Annotated in this window: 15 protein-coding genes and 1 tRNA gene; 11 read left to right on the top strand and 5 right to left on the bottom strand. The window is 31.5% G+C overall.

What is annotated here, in order from left to right:
- Positions 1-159: 159 nt before the first annotated feature.
- Positions 160-393 (bottom strand): hypothetical protein, encoded by a 234-nt coding sequence (locus ACM55I_RS05830; RefSeq protein WP_039108353.1) that lies wholly within the window; start codon positions 391-393, stop codon positions 160-162.
- Between the two features lie 119 nt (positions 394-512).
- Here ACM55I_RS05830 and rnr point away from each other — a divergent pair, with 119 nt between their 5' ends.
- From rnr to ACM55I_RS05845, 3 genes are read left to right on the top strand one after another with little or no spacing between them, the layout of a single operon-like run.
- Positions 513-2,705, top strand: coding sequence for a ribonuclease R (gene rnr / locus ACM55I_RS05835; RefSeq protein ID WP_416845818.1), 2,193 nt, complete (start codon positions 513-515; stop codon positions 2,703-2,705).
- A gap of 5 nt (positions 2,706-2,710) precedes the next feature.
- Complete coding sequence (locus ACM55I_RS05840) at positions 2,711-3,376, top strand: head GIN domain-containing protein (RefSeq protein ID WP_416845819.1); 666 nt, start codon at positions 2,711-2,713, stop codon at positions 3,374-3,376.
- Between the two features lie 37 nt (positions 3,377-3,413).
- Positions 3,414-4,091, top strand: a complete 678-nt coding sequence (locus tag ACM55I_RS05845; RefSeq protein ID WP_416845820.1) for a LysE family translocator — start codon at positions 3,414-3,416, stop codon at positions 4,089-4,091.
- 776 nt (positions 4,092-4,867) lie between these two features.
- Here the strand turns inward: ACM55I_RS05845 and ACM55I_RS05850 are convergent.
- Together ACM55I_RS05850 and folB are read right to left on the bottom strand one after the other, a co-directional pair.
- Positions 4,868-4,938, bottom strand: a tRNA-Cys gene (locus ACM55I_RS05850).
- Between the two features lie 104 nt (positions 4,939-5,042).
- Positions 5,043-5,402 (bottom strand): dihydroneopterin aldolase, encoded by a 360-nt coding sequence (folB, locus tag ACM55I_RS05855; protein ID WP_416845821.1) that lies wholly within the window; start codon positions 5,400-5,402, stop codon positions 5,043-5,045.
- A gap of 105 nt (positions 5,403-5,507) precedes the next feature.
- Here folB and ACM55I_RS05860 point away from each other — a divergent pair, with 105 nt between their 5' ends.
- The 4 genes from ACM55I_RS05860 to ACM55I_RS05875 all read left to right on the top strand — a co-directional run bounded on the left by ACM55I_RS05860 (position 5,508) and on the right by ACM55I_RS05875 (position 8,917).
- The gene (locus tag ACM55I_RS05860) at positions 5,508-7,610 is read left to right on the top strand and encodes a glutamine--tRNA ligase/YqeY domain fusion protein (RefSeq protein ID WP_416845822.1); all 2,103 of its coding nucleotides are present in this window, start codon (positions 5,508-5,510) and stop codon (positions 7,608-7,610) included.
- A 306-nt stretch (positions 7,611-7,916) separates the two neighbouring features.
- Complete coding sequence (locus ACM55I_RS05865) at positions 7,917-8,249, top strand: YtxH domain-containing protein (protein WP_416845823.1); 333 nt, start codon at positions 7,917-7,919, stop codon at positions 8,247-8,249.
- A 39-nt stretch (positions 8,250-8,288) separates the two neighbouring features.
- Complete coding sequence (locus tag ACM55I_RS05870; protein WP_416845824.1) at positions 8,289-8,639, top strand: phage holin family protein; 351 nt, start codon at positions 8,289-8,291, stop codon at positions 8,637-8,639.
- Between the two features lie 5 nt (positions 8,640-8,644).
- Positions 8,645-8,917: a DUF6327 family protein gene (locus ACM55I_RS05875; RefSeq protein WP_416845825.1), complete on the top strand. Its 273-nt coding sequence runs from the start codon at positions 8,645-8,647 to the stop codon at positions 8,915-8,917.
- A gap of 20 nt (positions 8,918-8,937) precedes the next feature.
- Here the strand turns inward: ACM55I_RS05875 and ACM55I_RS05880 are convergent, their stop codons facing one another.
- Positions 8,938-9,927, bottom strand: a complete 990-nt coding sequence (locus tag ACM55I_RS05880; protein WP_416845826.1) for an SPFH domain-containing protein — start codon at positions 9,925-9,927, stop codon at positions 8,938-8,940.
- A gap of 78 nt (positions 9,928-10,005) precedes the next feature.
- On the opposite strand from ACM55I_RS05880, the gene ACM55I_RS05885 reads away from it, so the two are divergent.
- Both ACM55I_RS05885 and ACM55I_RS05890 read left to right on the top strand, forming a co-directional pair.
- The gene (locus ACM55I_RS05885) at positions 10,006-10,647 is read left to right on the top strand and encodes a porin family protein (protein WP_416845827.1); all 642 of its coding nucleotides are present in this window, start codon (positions 10,006-10,008) and stop codon (positions 10,645-10,647) included.
- A gap of 87 nt (positions 10,648-10,734) precedes the next feature.
- The gene (locus tag ACM55I_RS05890) at positions 10,735-12,207 is read left to right on the top strand and encodes a hypothetical protein (RefSeq protein WP_416845828.1); all 1,473 of its coding nucleotides are present in this window, start codon (positions 10,735-10,737) and stop codon (positions 12,205-12,207) included.
- 93 nt (positions 12,208-12,300) lie between these two features.
- Here ACM55I_RS05890 and gltX read toward each other — a convergent pair whose 3' ends face one another.
- Positions 12,301-13,812 carry a glutamate--tRNA ligase gene (gene gltX, locus ACM55I_RS05895; RefSeq protein WP_416845829.1) on the bottom strand — a complete coding sequence of 504 codons (1,512 nt, stop codon included), beginning with the start codon at positions 13,810-13,812 and terminating at the stop codon, positions 12,301-12,303.
- Between the two features lie 264 nt (positions 13,813-14,076).
- Between gltX and ACM55I_RS05900 the strand changes: the two genes are divergently transcribed.
- A complete protein-coding gene (locus ACM55I_RS05900; protein ID WP_416845830.1) occupies positions 14,077-17,382 on the top strand; it encodes a hypothetical protein in 3,306 nt (1,101 codons plus the stop codon).
- Positions 17,379-17,798, top strand: a complete 420-nt coding sequence (gene ybeY, locus ACM55I_RS05905) for an rRNA maturation RNase YbeY (protein WP_416845831.1) — start codon at positions 17,379-17,381, stop codon at positions 17,796-17,798. The genes ACM55I_RS05900 and ybeY overlap by 4 nt, the downstream gene beginning before the upstream one ends.
- Positions 17,799-17,926 lie beyond the last annotated feature (128 nt).

The raw sequence follows: 17,926 nt of genomic DNA on the forward strand, positions 1-17,926 counted from the left end.
TAACAACTTTAAACTTCATTTCAATACCTTTTAAAATAAATTTGTTGTGGCTATTAACACGCTATAATAACAACCAAGAAAGAATTTAAATTTAATTTTTCTTTTTGTTTATTTAAATATATGTTGACAACTTTGAAAAAATAAAAAATAAAAATTGAATTAAACGATGGTTAGATTGTTGTTCAAATGATCTAAAATTTCCTGAACCTTTTCAAAATCGTTAACGTGTACTTTTAATTTAATTCCGCCTAATGCATTTGAGTAGAAAGGAACAACAGCTAATGTTGTTTCATTTTCAAAAAAATAAGGAATTTCTTCTTGATCTAAAATATGTTTCAGAACAACAATTTCATGTGAATAATTAAAAATAGCAATAGTTTGAAAATCTTCCATTTTAATTGTTTTTATAAAGGTACAACTATTCTGTAAAGTTATATTTTCTTTAAAACTGCTAACCGTTTATTGATAACGATTAACTATTTCGTAATTTTATGCGCAATAAGAAAAGAAGTATGAGTAAAAGATTAAGAAAGCCGATCAAAAAAGAGAAAGATTTCTCTGATAAAATAGTAAAAATATTGTCGCAAAGTGCTAATAAAGCATTCAATTATAAACAAATAGGAGCAAAGCTGGAACTGGATGACACCGAAAGTAGAAATCAAATTATAAAAGATTTAAAGATTCTGGCCTCTCAAGATAAAATTATAGAATCAGAACCGGGGAAGTATTTAATAAAAGCGGTAAGCAAAGACTATTACGAAGGTAAGATTGACATGACAGGCCGTAAAACAGCTTATTTTGTTTGTGCGGATCTAGAAGAAGATGTTTTCATTCCCACCAATAATTTAAATCACGCTTTAGATAAAGATATTGTAAAAGTATATGTTTACAATCGAAGAAAAGGGAAACGACCTGAAGGTGAAGTGATTGAAGTGATTGAAAGAAATAAAACGGATTTTGTGGGTGTTATCGATATCCAGAAAAATTTCTCTTTTGTTTCTACTGCCAATCCAAAAATGTATACAGATATTTTTATTCCAAAAGATAAAATAGGAGAGGCAGAGCAAGGAGATGTAGTTTTAGTTCATATCGAAGATTGGCCAGACAGAGCTGATAGTCCTTTTGGAAAAGTAATAAAAGTATTAGGAAAACCAGGAGAACATGATACCGAAATTCACGCTATTCTTGCAGAATACGGTTTACCATCAGAATTTCCTATTGAAGTGGAAACCTATGCTCAAAAAATAGATACCTCGATAGAAGAAAGTGAAATTGCCAAACGTCGTGACATGCGCGATACGTTGACTTTTACGATTGATCCAAAAGATGCCAAAGATTTTGATGATGCCTTATCATTTAAAAAATTAGAAAATGGCAATTACGAAATTGGTATTCATATTGCCGATGTTTCGTATTATCTTGAAGAAGGAACCATCCTAGATGATGAAGCATATCAAAGAGCAACATCCGTTTATTTAGTCGATAGGGTAGTGCCCATGTTACCGGAAGTATTATCAAATTTTGCTTGTTCGTTGCGTCCCAATGAAGAAAAATATACGTTTTCGGCTATTTTTGAAATCACTGAAACATCGCAAGTGGTCAATCAATGGTTTGGTCGAACTGTAATTTACTCTGATCAACGATTCTCATACGAAGAAGCGCAGTATATCATAGAAACGAAGGACGATGTGATTCCGGAAGAAATTTCAATAACTGGAAGTTCGTATCAAGTTTCTAAAGAAATTGTCTCAGCGACTTTAAAAATGGACGAATTAGCTAAAATTTTCAGAAAAAGAAGAATGGCTGATGGAGCCATTTCTTTTGATAAAATGGAAGTAAAATTCAATTTAGATCAAAACGGGGAGCCTCAAGGTGTTTATTTTAAAGTTTCCAAAGATGCCAATCATCTGATCGAAGAATTCATGCTTTTGGCTAATAAAAAAGTAGCAGAGTTCATTGGAAAACAAAAGAAAACCTTCATTTACAGGATTCATGATGAGCCAAATGAAGATAAATTAATTGCCATGCAAACGGTTATTGCCAAGTTTGGTTACAAAATTGATTTCCGCAATAAAGGCGATATTTCTAAATCATTGAATGCTTTGATGGAAGAAGTGAATGGTAAAAAAGAACAAAATTTAATCGATACTTTGGCGATTAGAAGTATGAGTAAAGCCAAATATTCTACGGATAACATCGGACATTACGGTTTGGCTTTTGAATATTATTCGCATTTTACTTCACCAATTCGTCGTTATCCTGATGTAATGGTGCACCGATTGTTGCAGCATTATCTTGACGGTGGAAAATCAGTTGATGAAGAAACGTATGAAACGAAATGTGTTCATTCTTCAACAATGGAAGGTTTAGCAACTAATGCAGAACGTGATTCTATCAAATACATGCAGGTAAAATACATGCAAGATCATCAGGATCAAGAATTTTTAGGAGTAATTTCCGGTGTGACGGAATGGGGAATTTATGTAGAAATTATCGAGAATAAATGTGAAGGAATGTGTAGAATCCGAGATATAAAAGACGATTATTACACCTTTGATGAAAAACAATATGCATTAACTGGCGCAACTTCGGGTAAATTATTACAATTAGGAGATGAAATTTACGTTAAAGTAAAAAATGCCGATTTAGTTAAAAAACAACTGGATTTTAATTTTTTAAGAAGAATTGAAGAACCAATAAAATAAAAAAAATGAAAAAATTAGTGATTATTGCCTTTGTATTTTTAAGTCAACTAATAAATGCACAGATAACCAGAAACTTAGGAGATTTTGATGCAGTTAAAGTATTTGATAAGATCAATGTTAAATTAATCTCAGGCTCAGAAAATAAAATTATTATAACAGGAAATAGAGCTGATGAAGTTGAAATAGTTAATAAAAATGGAGAATTAAAGATAAGAATGCCTTTTCCAAAATTATTATCGGGTGATGCTATTACTGTTAAATTATATTTTAAAAAAATTGAAAGTATCAGTGCAAGCGAGGGAAGTTATGTTTCAAGTGAGAACACTTTTAAACAAACCAGTATTGATTTAAATTCAAAAGCCGGATCAGAAATAAACATTGATTTAGATGTGGAAAAAGTGAATGTTAAAGCAAATTCAGGAGGAATAATTGATATTTCAGGAAAAGCATTAAATCAAGATGTTGTCATTACATCTGGTGGAATTTTGAAAGCAAGTGATTTACATACTGCACAAACATCAATAAGCGTCGCTGCAGGAGGAAAGGCAGAAATCTATGCTACTACATTGGTCGATGCAAAAGTGAAAGCTGGTGGTTCTATTTATATTCATGGAAAACCAAAACAAATTAATAAAGAAACATTGTTAGGTGGTACTATCATAGAAAAATAATAGTTTTGCATTCTATTCTGATAAATTTTGATTTTTAATGATAAACGATATTTTATCCGGTATTCCTTGGGGAATTTTTTTGAGTTTTATGGTTGGTCCTGTGTTTTTTATATTACTTGAAACGAGTATTATAAAGGGATTTAGAGCTGCTTTAGTTTTTGATTTAGGGGTTGTTTTAGGTGATATTGTATTCATCGGAATAGCTTATTTAGGCAGTTACAGATTAATTCAAAGTTTAAAAGATAAACCTGCCCTTTTTATTTTTGGTGGAATATTGATGTTAGTTTATGGTATCATTTCTTTTGTCCGGTTAAAAAAAGAAGAAAAAATAAATACAGAAGCAATAGATAATGAGATTATAAAAAAGAATTATTTAAGTCTTTTTATAAAAGGTTTTTTTCTGAATATTATTAATATTGGCGTTCTTGGTTTTTGGTTGGCTATTATCATTTCAGTAGGACCAAAATTAGAAATGCAAACTTCCAGAATGATTACTTTTTTTATCAGTGTAATACTTTCTTATTTACTGATTGATTGTATTAAAATAGCTTTAGCGAAGCAATTAAAAACAAAATTAACACCCAATAATATTCTTAAAATTAAGAAAGGAATCAGCATCGTGATGATGATTTTCGGAATAGTTTTAATCACTCAAGGATGGTTTCCAAAAGAAAAAGAAATGGTTAAAGATGCATTCGAAAAGATTGATAAATAAGTAAATACGTTTTTCTTTCAATAATAAAAAAAGTCTAAATCCGATAGAAATATCCAGATTTAGACTTTTTTTTTGACAAATTGAATAATTATACTATTTCTTATATGAACTTATATTTCTCATATGTTGAAAATTATAGACCATTTAAGGAATATAAGTTCATTTAAGTTTCAATGATTATGCTTTCTCTTATTGTTACCAACAAAGAATCTGTGCTAATCCGTTTAATCTGTATAATCTGTGTGCTATTTTGGTTTACAATTGAGAATCTTTATATTAAAATTTTCCATAAAAAACCTCCAAATTGCTTTGAAGGTTTCAGCCGCATCTCCCGAAGCTTCGGGACGGATTCGAACAATAACTTTAATTAATTTTTCTTAAAAATTATACATAAAAAACCTCCAAATTGCTTTGAAGGATAAGAGTTCTGTCCGGATTCGAACTATAATTTTATTTAATTTTTCTTAAAAATTAGCCATAAAAAAAAACCTCCAAATTGCTTTGAAGAATATGAGTTTCGTTTGGATTAGAACCATAACTTTAATTAATTTTTCTTAAAAATTAGCCATAAAAAAAAACCTCCAAATTGCTTTGAAGGATGAGAGTTATGTCCGGATTCGAACAATAACTTTAATTAATTTTTCTTAAAAATTATACATAAAAAACCTCCAAATTGCTTTGAAGGATAAGAGTTATGTCCGGATTCGAACTATAATTTTATTTTTCTTAAAAATTAGCCATAAAAAAAAACCTCCAAATTGCTTTGAAGGTTTTAGAGGCATCGTCCGGATTCGAACCGGAGTAGGAGCTTTTGCAGAGCCCAGCCTAGCCGCTCGGCCACGACGCCGTAGTTGAACGGATGGCAAAAGTAACTAAAAAGTTTAAAGTTTAAAAGTTTAAAGTTTAAAAATTTCAAAAAATATTTATTAAACCCTTTGAAACATTTTTAATTTAACTTCTATATTCTTCCATTTCTATTGTAACCGCTTCAACGTCACCACCAATAGGAGGATTTAACTTTGAAACACCCAGAATAACTCTTGAAATGGCTGGAACTTCTTTCATAATTCTGGCAATGATGCGTTGTGCAACATGTTCTAATAAGTTGGCTCTGATTGCCATTTCTTCCACCACAATTTGGTTTAACAACACATAATCGACTGTGTCAACCAAATTATCTGTAATAGATGATTGTCGCAAATCTGTTTTAACTTTTAAATCAACTGAATAATCAGAACCAATTTTTCCTTCTTCAATCAAGCAACCGTGATAGGAGTAGGTTCTGATATTTTTTAATTTTATAAATCCCATTTTTTAATTTTTTGTTCAAATTTTTTTAGGTTTAAAGCTATCTCTTTAACTTTAAACAGTAAACTTTAAACCATTTATTTATCTTTGCTAAAATTAAACAAAAAAATGTCAACCGAAGAAAAATCACTCCATTTTATAGAACAAATCATTGAGGACAGTTTATCCAATGGTTTTCCACAAGATAAATTACGTTTTCGTTTTCCACCGGAGCCTAATGGGTATTTACACATTGGTCACGCCAAATCTATTTGCTTAAATTTTGGTTTAGGATTAAAATACAATGCGCCAGTTAATTTGCGTTTTGATGATACCAATCCAGCCAAAGAAGAACAGGAATATGTAGATGCAATCAAAGAAGATTTGAAATGGTTGGGTTTTAATTGGACCGAAGAATTGTACTCTTCTGATTATTTTCAGCAGTTATACGAATGGGCGCTTGCCATGATTAAAAACGGTAAAGCGTATATAGACAGTCAATCTTCTGAAGACATGGCAATTCAAAAAGGAACGCCAACACAACCCGGAGTTGATGGACCTTATAGAAACCGTTCTATTGAAGAAAATCTTACTTTATTCGAAGGAATGAAAAAAGGTGATTTTCCGGAAGGAAGTCATGTTTTACGTGCCAAAATTGATATGGCTTCAAAAAACATGCTGATGCGTGATCCATTGATGTACCGTATTTTACACCGTCATCATCACAGAACAGGCAATGATTGGAATATTTATCCAATGTATGATTATGCACACGGAGAAAGTGATTATATAGAGCAAATTTCACATTCTATTTGTACACTTGAATTTGTGATGCACCGTGAATTATACAATTGGTTTTTAGACCAGATTTATGATGACTCAAAAGTAAGACCACATCAATATGAATTTGCGCGTTTGAACTTGAATTACACGGTAATGAGCAAGCGAAAACTATTGCAATTGGTTCAGGAAAATATAGTAAATGGGTGGGACGATCCTAGAATGCCAACGATTTCAGGATTACGTAGAAGAGGTTATACAGCCAATTCTATTCGTAAGTTTTGTGATATTATTGGTGTTGCCAAAAGAGAAAATATAATTGATTTTTCACTTTTGGAATTTTGCTTGCGCGAAGATTTAAACAAAAAAGCTCCTAGAGTTATGGCGGTTTTGGATCCCATAAAAATGGTGATTACGAATTATCCCGAAGATAAAGAAGAATGGTTAGAAGCCGAAAATAATCAGGAAGATGAAAGTGCTGGATTTAGAAAAGTTCCTTTTTCAAGAGAATTATACATTGAAAGAGAAGACTTTTTAGAAGAAGCTCCAGCTAAATTTTTCCGATTGAGTTTAGGGAGAGAAGTGCGTCTTAAAAATGCCTATATCATTAAAGGAGAAAGTGTTGTAAAAGATGCAGCAGGAACTATTACTGAAATTCACGTGACTTATGATGAAGACAGTCGCAGTGGAAGTGGGAGTGAAGCCAGTCAGAGAAAAGTGGCCGGAACCTTGCATTGGGTTTCTATACAACATGCTCTAGAAGCGGAAGTTCGTTTGTACGATCGTTTGTTTATTGATGAAGCACCAGATAGTCATAAAGAGAAAAATTTCTTAGAATTTATGAATCCTAGTTCATTACAAATTGTAAAAGGATTTGTTGAACCAAGTTTAGCAACGGTACAATCAGATGAAAAATTCCAGTTTCAACGTTTGGGATATTTCAATGTTGATAAAGACACGACGGAAGATAAAATTGTCTTTAATAAAACCGTAGGATTGAAAGATGCTTGGGAAGAAAAAGGCAAAAAAGAAGAAAATTTATTGATGAATACCCAAAAAGAAATCAATAAATATGTGAAGGAAAAAGACGAAAATAATGCCAATTTAATTTTAAACAGTATTGTTGATAACATAAAAAGTATTGATAACTACAGTTTAATTATTCAGACTATTGTCAAAAACATTAAAAATGACAATAACTCCTTGTTATTTTCGAATTTGATTTTGCATTATTCAGATAAAGTACAAGTCAAAGATATCGAAGAAGAATCTTTGACCAAATTATACACGATGTCGTTAAAAAGTCAAATGGCTGCGGTTAGAATTTTGGCAATTCAAAATTTACAAAATGATTTGAATAATTTCAGTCTTTTTGAAACGCAGCTTTCAGAATTAAAAAAGAATGAAAAAACAGAAAAAGTTTTGGAATTATTGAATGAACTGAAATTTTAGAATTAAATCTTACTTATAGATTTTAATGATTAAAAGCGTCTTTTATAAGGCGCTTTTTTTATTATAGTAAATTGATATAAAAAATTAATTTTCCATAAGATTTATTAATTAAAAACGGCTTAAATAAACTGGATTTAAAGTCTTTTTTTAAGTTTTACGAGTTCTTATATACTTGTTAAAGATTTGTTTTAATAGCGCGTTTTATTTCGATTTTTAGCCTTGTTTAAAATAAATTAACTGCTTGTTAACAACGATATGTTAATAAAATTCGTAATTTTAATAATTAACAATCAAAAATGGAATATCATGTCGAATAACGCAGGAAATACATTATTGGCTCTATTAACTGGTGCAGCCATTGGAGCTGGAATTGGAATTTTGTTTGCGCCAGATAAAGGTACAAAAACAAGAGAAAAATTTAAAGATGGTTATGATGATGCCATAAAAGATTTAAAACACAAATTTGAAAATGCATCTGAAGAGTTAAAGAGTAAATTTGTTCACAACAAAAAAAAAGAACTTCAAGAAACTTATGAAGAATTGATTTCTAATGTGAGCCATAAAACAGAAGATGTGATTTCTTTTTTAGAATCAAAGTTGGCAGATTTAAAAGAACAAAATGCTAAACTTCAAAAATAATATTGGTTATTTTCTAATTGATATTAAAAACAAATAAATATGGCTTTTGAAGAATTAAAAGAAAATACAGAAGATATTCAGGAACAAATCCAGGCATATTTAAAAAACAACAAGGCTTATTATAAATTATGGGGTTTTAAAGTAGCAATGAAGTCTACTACCATGATTCTTAAGTTCTCATTGATTTTTTTATGTTTCGGTATGGTCTTATTGTTTTGCTCTGTAGCGGCTGCTATGGCAATAGGCAATTCTTTAGATAGTTATCCGCTTGGATTTCTAATCATAGGAGGAGCGTATCTTGTTGCAACAGGTCTTTTGTTTTTAGTTAAAGACAAAATAGTTGAAGGTCCAATTTTAGAGAAATTTTCAGAAATATTTTTTAACGACTAAAAATTATGGAAACTAAAAAATACTCTTCTTATGCTCAAATAGAAAGGGAACTGGAAATCTTAAAGATTGAAAAGGAAATCAGTTATCAAAAATTGGTTTATGGTGTTAAAAAAACTAAAGAGAGCTTTACACCACAAAACATTGTAAGTGACTTAATAGGAACCTATAGTTCCGCTATTCCTTATGGAACTATCGTATCAACGGCGATTCCTTTTTTACTAAATAAAGCAGTTCCGTTTGTAAAAAACTGGTTATCAAAAAGAAAAAGAGGCAATTAAGCCTCTTTTTTATTTAAAAATTATATTTCTATTTCAGGGTTTTCTGGAGGTTGTGGCGCTTGATGACCTGTTTGATGTTCCTCTGTTTTTGGTTTCACCTTTTTATTGTTTTTCTTCATCAGTTCCCCCATTTGGTTTGAGGCTGTAAAAGAGGCTACCATGTTATTCAACATATCGCTTCCGGCTTGAGGAGAATTAGGCAATAAAATTAAATTAGAGTTTGCGTCGGCGCCAATGGCCTGTAGCGTATCGTAATGTTGCGTAACCACAATTAAAGCCGATGCTTCTTGCGAGTTGATTCCCACACGATTTAAAACCTCTACACTTTCTACAAGTCCACGAGCAATTTCACGTCTTTGATCAGCAATTCCTTGTCCTTGTAAACGTTTGCTTTCAGCTTCTGCTTTGGCTTTGGCTACAATTCTTATTCTTGTACTTTCTCCTTCAAATTCAGCTGCAGTTTTCTCTCTGTCAGCAGCATTAATTCTATTCATGGCATTTTTTACTTGAATATCCGGATCAATATCCGTTACTAAAGTATTGATTATATCATACCCATAAGTAGTCATAGCTTCGTTTAATTCCCGTTTTACGGCTATTGCAATATCATCTTTTCTTTCGAAAACATCATCTAATTTCAGTTTTGGAACCTCGGCACGAACTACATCAAAAACATACGCCGTAATCTGATCGTGTGGATATTCCAGTTTATAAAAGGCATCGTAGACTTTTTCCTGAATCACTTTGAATTGAACAGAAACTTTCATTTTTACAAACACATTGTCTTTGGTTTTGGTTTCAATGATAACGTCTAACTGTTGGATTTTTAGATTTACACGTCCTGCAATTCGATCAATCAATGGAATTTTTAGTTGCAACCCAGAATTTCGAACACTTAAGAATTTTCCAAAGCGTTCAATAATAATCGAGGATTGTTGTTTTACCGTGAAGAAGGAGGAAAGAAAAATAAATAATACAAATACAAGAAAAATAATCAACGGAATGTCCATAGTATGAATAATTTAGTTTAAAAAATTACTGTTAAATTACAAAAAAACTTTAGGTTTGTCTTTGTTTAATTTAATTTTATGAAAAGGATATATCTTACTTCGGTTTTTATTTTAATTACCATAACTGCTTTTGCCCAATATGGATACAGGGATTCTAACAGAATTGGTATCAGTTTAGGTATCAATCAATTCACGTTGAACACAAATAATTTCCAAACTAAACCAGGAACAGGATGGAATGCCGGGCTTTCGATGCGAGGAAATTTCTATGACAATTGGGACATGGTTTACGCAATGCAGTTTAGTGAAAATAATTTTTCAGTTGCCACAAAAACGCTTTTTTTAGCAAATGAAGACGTAAATTATAAATTGCCTTCTGGTCAAATATCATTGCAGTTGAGTTATAAATTGATCGAAAATCATTTGAGTGTTGAATTTGGGCCATTAGTTCAAGTAAACGGAAAATTGAAAGTGGATATCCAAAACGAAAATAACATCATTTCAGGAACCACTTTATTGGCAAAAGACATTGAGGATATTTCTAAATTTAATTTTTATCCCACAGTAGGAATAACTGCTGGGGTACGTCATTTCCGACTTAATGTTTCCTATCAATATGGAATAAACAATATGCTGGGTAACTTGAACACGAAGAATTTAGGGGTAAATTTCAAAGGAAATCCAGGAATTATCAATGGAGATTTGATTCTTTATTTATAAGAAAATTTATATTAAAAATTATAAAAAATCCCTCTAATGTGTTACATTTGAGGGATTTCTATTTTTAACTTAAAATTAAATTTACTTATGAAGAAGCCACTTTTTTATTTTGTGTTACTTTCTAGCATTTATATGAATGCTCAAACCACGATTGTAGAGGAAAAGTTTGAAAAGGATAACATTCCAATGCGATACCATTATCTTCCCATAAGTGACAAGATTGTTATCGAGAAAGGGGCATATGCTTCGATGTCTATTAACAGAAGGATAAGTAACATTAGCAGTTATGACAGTAATGGAAAAAAAGAAATTTTAGCAGATAATTTTGAAACCGCTGGATCTATTTTTTCAATAACTGAAAATACATTTAAATTAGTTGATTTTACAAAATTTTCAGGTGCTAAAACGTATAAGTATGTTGTTAATGGGAAACAAACACCTACTTTAAATTTTTCTGATGATGAAGAGGATCGTAATTATCATAATTTTAAAGGAAGTATTTTTAATCATAATTACACATTTGGAAATCAGTTTTTTAATGATAAATATGAATTGGATATTGTTGATGAAAAAGATAAAAACAAAGTTGTTTATGAGAAAGATGAACTATATTTAAAAATTTTAAATCTTTTTTCAAAAGATAAGAAGATTATACCCATTCAAAAACCTGATATTAATAGATTATTAGGTGAAGAGTCTGTAAAACCCGAAGAATCTTTAGGTTTTGTTGCAAATTTGATAGACAATGATAAATTCGAAATCATTACTAAATCCATTTCTAAAGATTATAAGTCAACTATTTTGTTTAGAACTTTTTATAATACTGACGGAAAAAAAATTGACGAAAAAAATTATAGCATTTCTTTGCCTTTGGATTATTTAATTTATTCTAATACAGGTAAAGTATGTATTGGACGAAGTCGTACAAATGAAATGGCAAGATTTAAATCTGATATGGGAATTAATGATTTATTGGAAGATAAAAAAACCGGAGATGTATATATTTATGGTTTGTTTGGCAATAAAGCAGAAAAATTAAATGATATGAATACACCATCAGGGTATTATGTCTTTAAGTTTGATAAAACTGGAAAAAAAATATGGGAATCAATTAATAAAATTGATGATGTAAAAGAATTTAACCATAAATTTTATTTAGTTGGTTTGTTTTCAAAATTTTCAATGTATAATGATAATTTACTTTTTCAAACTGGCACGGATAATACTTTTGATTATGTTCATTACGGTCTTTTAGATAAAAATACGGGTAAAATTTTAAACAAAAATAAGATTTCTTATAAAGAAGATAAGATATACACACTTAAAGGAGACTATAGGGCTTTCTTCCTTTCTTTTTATGAATATGAAGGTTATAAAAAGAAAGTATTTGATAATGATGGTTTGATTGCTATTGATACTAACAAAAAAGTTGCAGATTATTTGAAAAATATAGATTCAAAAAAGAAATTGTTTTTCAATACTATTATTTCTGAGAAAGGAATTTGGTTACTAGAATCAGATAATGAAGAATATTATAAAGTAACTTTCTTCAAAGCATAACCATAAAAAAAGCTTCTAATCCTTAATCTGGATTTGAAGCTTTTTAGCATTAACCCTTTCAGTCAAGAAGCTTCGGGACTGAAAGGATTTTTTTTATAAAGTAGCTATTGCTTTTTGAATTCTGTTAACTGTTTCGTCTTTTCCAATTACTTCAACGATATCAAATAGGTGAGGACCTTTCAGCGCTCCAACCAAGCTCAAACGAAATGGTTGCATTACTTTGCCCATTCCAATTTCGTTTTTTGTCATCCAATCTTTTACAATAGTTTCGATATTCATCGAAGTAAAATCAGTGATTTCTTCTATAACAGAAATTAATTCTTCCATCAATGTTGGCGTTTCTTCTTTCCAGTTTTTCCGTGCTTTTTCATCATACGATATTGGAGCCATAAAAAAGAAATCACTTAATTCCCAAAATTCAGAAACAAAATGAGCGCGTTCTTTGATTAAAGAAACAATTTTTGTCAGTTCTACCAAAGAATAATATCGGTTAACATCCTTAGATTCTACAATAGGAGCAAAGGATTTCGCTAAATTAATGTTTTCTTGTTTTACCAAATATTGGTGATTGAACCATTTGTTTTTTTCAGGATCAAATTTAGCTCCAGCTTTGTGAACTCTGTTCAAATCAAATGCTTCAACTAATTCTTCCAGCGTGAATAATTCTTTTTCAGTTCCATCATTCCAACCTAATAAAGCTAAGAAGTTAACGACTGCTTCCGGGAAAAATCCTTTTTCTCTGTACCCTGATGAAACACCTTCTTCAGTTTTCCAATCTAGTGGAAATACTGGAAATCCCATCTTGTCACCGTCACGTTTGGATAATTTTCCGTTTCCAACAGGTTTCATAATCAATGGTAAATGTGCAAATTCTGGTGCTTTCCAGCCAAAGGCTCTGTACAATAAAACGTGTAAAGGCATCGAAGGCAACCATTCTTCACCACGAATTACATGAGAAGTTTCCATTAAATGATCATCTACAATATTAGCCAAGTGATAGGTTGGCATTCCGTCGCTTTTAAACAATACTTTATCATCTAAAAGACTCGTTTCAAACTTTACGTCACCACGAATGATGTCATGTAAATGTAAAGTTTCATTAACCGGAGTTTTAAAACGGATTACATAATGTTCTCCATCAGCAATTCTTCTGGCAGTTTCTTCAGTAGAAATAGCCAAAGAAGTGTCTAATTTTTCTCTGTTGTGGTGATTGTATATAAAGGTATTTCCTTGTTCTTCTTCTAATTTTCTCTCTGCGTCCAAAGCTTCTGCGGTATCAAAAGCGTAATACGCATTGCCGGAATTGATTAATTGATCAGCATATTGTTGGTACAAATCTTTTCTTTCGCTTTGACGGTAAGGACCAAATTTTTCGTTTTTTCCAATAGTTTCATCTGGAGCAATTCCTAGCCATTCCAGTGCTTCCATGATATATTCTTCGGCTCCGGGAACAAAACGGTTTTGGTCAGTGTCTTCAATTCGTAAGAAGAAAACACCATTGTTTTTTTTGGCAAACAAATAATTGAATAATGCGGTACGTACTCCGCCAATATGTAAAGGTCCAGTTGGACTTGGTGCAAAACGCACACGAACTTGTTTAGACATTGCTGTAAATTTTTTGCAAAGATAAGAACTTCTTATCGCCACGAAGACACAAAGACACAAAGTTCTTTTTTATTTAATTAGCATATAAGGTAATTCGATACAAACCTTATATGTTCTTAAATTCCTTATATGGTTTAATTTTTTTAACCCTTTGTAAACTTTATGATGAATCAGCAATCTACTTTTTTCGATTATTATATTTTTAACATGGTCTGAATTTAAAAAATTGTTACTTTTAGTGGTTATAAAAACATGTTATAAATTTTGGAACACTCAAATATTATTTACAGGAAACTGGAAGCTTTTATCAGAAAGTTTTACACCAATGAATTGATACGGGGAATCATTTTCTTTATCGGTTTAGGATTGTTGTATTTTCTAGTTACACTTTTCGTCGAATATTTTCTTTGGCTCAAGCCAATGGGAAGAACGATTTTATTTTGGGTTTTTGTAGGAGTTGAAGTGTATTTGTTGTCAAGATTTATTTTATTTCCAATATTTAAATTGTTTAAACTCCAAAAAGGAATCGATTACAATCAGGCTTCAGCTATAATTGGAAATCATTTTACGGAAGTGAGCGACAAGCTGACTAATTTTCTGCAATTGGCGGATGCTGATAATCATCTAAATAAATCAGAATTGTTACTCGCATCGATTGAACAAAAAGCCAATGCATTGCAACCAATCCCTTTTGGCAACGCCATAAACTTCAATTCAAACCAAAAATATTTACCGTTAGCATTTATTCCTATTTTGTTTTTTGCCGTCTTTTATTTTTCGGGTAACAGCAATGTGATTTCGCAAAGTCTGAATAGAGTAGTGCATTTCAATTCGGCTTTTTTACCGCCAGCTCCTTTTAAGTTTGTGGTTTTGAATTCGAACCTGCAAACCGAACAAGGCAAGGATTTTATACTTCGAGTTAAAACAGTAGGTAAAGTTGTTCCAGAGAACGCCATGATTTTTATAGGTGACGAAAGTTATTTTATGGAAAACACAAATGCAGGAGAGTTTGAATTTAAAATTCTAAAGCCTTCTGAAGCTGTTTTGTTCCACGTGGAGGGAAATGCTGTTTCTTCTTCGGATTATGAATTGAAAGTGATTACGGTTCCTTCGATTGCTAATTTCGAAATGCAATTGAACTTTCCTTCTTATTTGAATAAAAAACCTGAAAACATCAAAGGAACTGGTAACGCCATTATTCCCGAAGGAACTCGTGTTACTTGGAATATGGATACTCAAGCCACACAAAAAGTAGACTGGATTGACGGAATGTCTAATATTCCTTTTTCGAAAACTGAAAACAGCTTTACTTTATCTAAAAATATACTTCAAAACACAGATTATCAAATCCTTACTTCGAATGATAAGGTAAAAAACTACGAAAAACTGAATTATCAGCTTACCATTGTCAAAGATCAGTTTCCAGCCATTAGTGTAAACAATGCGCCAGACAGTTTGAAGGTAGGACGGAACTATGTTTTGGGACAAATCTCTGATGATTATGGATTGTCTAAACTTCAGATTGTGTATTATGAAAGAAACAAACCACAAACTGCTAAACGTGGAACAATCGCTGTTAAAAAAGCAGCTGTTGATCAATTTGTATTTTCATTCCCGAGTAATCTTCCGGTAGAGCAGGGAGTTTCATATGACTATTATTTTGAGGTGTATGACAATGATGCCATTCATCATTTTAAAAGCACAAAATCTTCCGTTTTCTCGAATCGTGTTTCGACTGACGAAGAGAAAGAAGATGAAATTTTGCAACTGCAAAATGATAACATCAACGGTTTAGAGAAGTCCTTAAAAAACCAAGACAAGCAAATTTCCGAAATTGAAAAACTGCAAAAAACCGGAAAAGAGAAAGACAATCTTGAATTTAAAGACCAGCAGAAAGTAAATGATTTCATCAAACGCCAAAAGCAACAAGATGAAATGATGAAACAGTTTGCGGAGAAAATGAAGGATAATTTGGATAAATTCAAAACCGATAAAAAGGATGAGCTAAAAGAAGAGTTAGAAAAGCGTATGGACATAGCCGATAAAGATTTGGATAAAAACCAAAAATTATTGGATGAATTAAAAGAACTGAATGACAAAATTAAAAACGAAGAGCTACTTTCTAAATTAGATAAATTTAAACAAAACAGTAAAAATCAAACTAAAAATTTAGAACAATTAGTTGAGTTGACTAAGAAGTATTATGTAGAAAAGAAAGCGGAACAGTTAGGGGATAAATTGGTTAAGCTTTCCGAAAAACAAGATAAATTATCCGATGATGAAAAGGAAAACAAACTAGATAAACAAGAAGATATTAATTCGGAATTTGACAAGATACAAGAAGATTTAAAAGATTTAGAAAAAGAAAATAAGGAATTGAAATCGCCGATAGATCTTCCTAATGATGATGTAAAAGAAAAAAGTATCGATCAAGATTTGAAGAAAGCTTCTGAGGAATTGAAGAAAGACAATAAAGCGAAAGCTAAGCCAAATCAAAAAAGCGCCTCGAAAAAGTTGAAAGAGATGGCGGCAAAAATGGCACAGACTTTGGAAGGAAATGAGAAGGAGCAGCTTCAAGAAGATGTTGTTATGTTGCGACAAATTTTGGATAATTTATTGGCATTTTCTTTATCACAGGAAGATTTGATGAATCAGTTTAAAGGGCATAAAGCAGGTTCTCCAGGGTATAATAAAAATATTAAAATTCAACAAGATTTAAAACAGCAGTTCAAACATGTTGATGATAGTTTGTTTGCTATGTCTTTGAGAAATCCTAAAATTGCCGAAGAGGTGACTAAAGAAATAGGCAACGTACATTACAATATTGATAAATCTCTAGAGAGTTTATCCGATGCTCAGGTTCCTAAAGGTTTATCCCATCAGCAATATTCAATTGCTGCTGCTAATAAATTGGCGGACATGCTTAGTGATATGCTCAACATGATGCAAATGTCATTGTCCGGAATGAGTTCAGGGAAACCTAAACCTGGTCAAGGACAAGGGATGCAATTGCCGGACATTATTAAAAGGCAAGATGGCTTGGGCGAGAAGATGAAAGAAGGAATTAAGAAAGGTCAAAAACCGGGTGACGGCGAGAAAGGCAAGACTGGTAAGGAAGGAAAATCCGGAGAAAACGGAAGTCAACAAGGTGATCAAGATGAAGGTGATGCCGAAGGAATAATGGAAATTTACAAAGAGCAAAAGCAGTTGCGTGAAGCTTTGGAAAACGAACTAAATAAAAAAGGTTTAGGTGGGAATGGACAAAATGCTTTGGAACAAATGAAGCAAATTGAAAAGCAGTTATTAAACAAAGGATTTAAAAACGAAACACTTCAAAAGATTCTAAATGTGAAACAAGAATTGTTGAAATTGAATACGGCTTTGCAGCAACAAGGAGAAGAAAATAAACGCCAATCAGAAACCAATAAAAAGGAGTTTAATAATCAATCTAACGCGCTGCCCGCTGCTTTATTAGATTATTTGAATAGCATAGAAATATTAAATAGACAATCCTTACCTTTGCGCTCGAATTTTAATCAAAAAGTTCAAGAATATTTTAATAAAAAATGATCAATTTTAATTACGAAACCGACTTTGCTTTAGACAACGAAGAAGCAGTCGCTGCTTGGTTATCTAATGTAATTACTTCAGAGAACAAGAAAGAGGGAGAGATAAACTACATTTTTTGCGACGATGAATATCTACATAAAATCAATTTAGAATATCTTAATCACGATACTTTAACGGACATCATTAGTTTTGACTACACGATGGGGAATGAGTTGAGTGGTGATGTTTTTGTTTCTATCGAAAGAGTAAAAGATAATGCGGTTGATTTTAATGTTCCTTTTGAAGACGAATTGAAACGTGTTTTGGTTCACGGAGTTTTGCACTACTGTGGATATAAAGACAAAGGGGAGGCGGACGAGCTTTTGATGCGCAGTAAAGAAGATGAAAAGCTAGCGTTGTTTCACGTGGAACAGTAAGTTGCTTTTATAATATCAGGGTCGTTATGTTTCACGTGGAACATTTTTGCGATCGAAAGAGTTTACAATAGAATGTTTCACGTGGAACAAAACAAAAAATAGATTTCAAAATTACAACCTGAATACAA

It is taken from the genome of Flavobacterium algoris, assembly GCF_048158525.1.
Taxonomy (GTDB): domain Bacteria; phylum Bacteroidota; class Bacteroidia; order Flavobacteriales; family Flavobacteriaceae; genus Flavobacterium; species Flavobacterium algoris.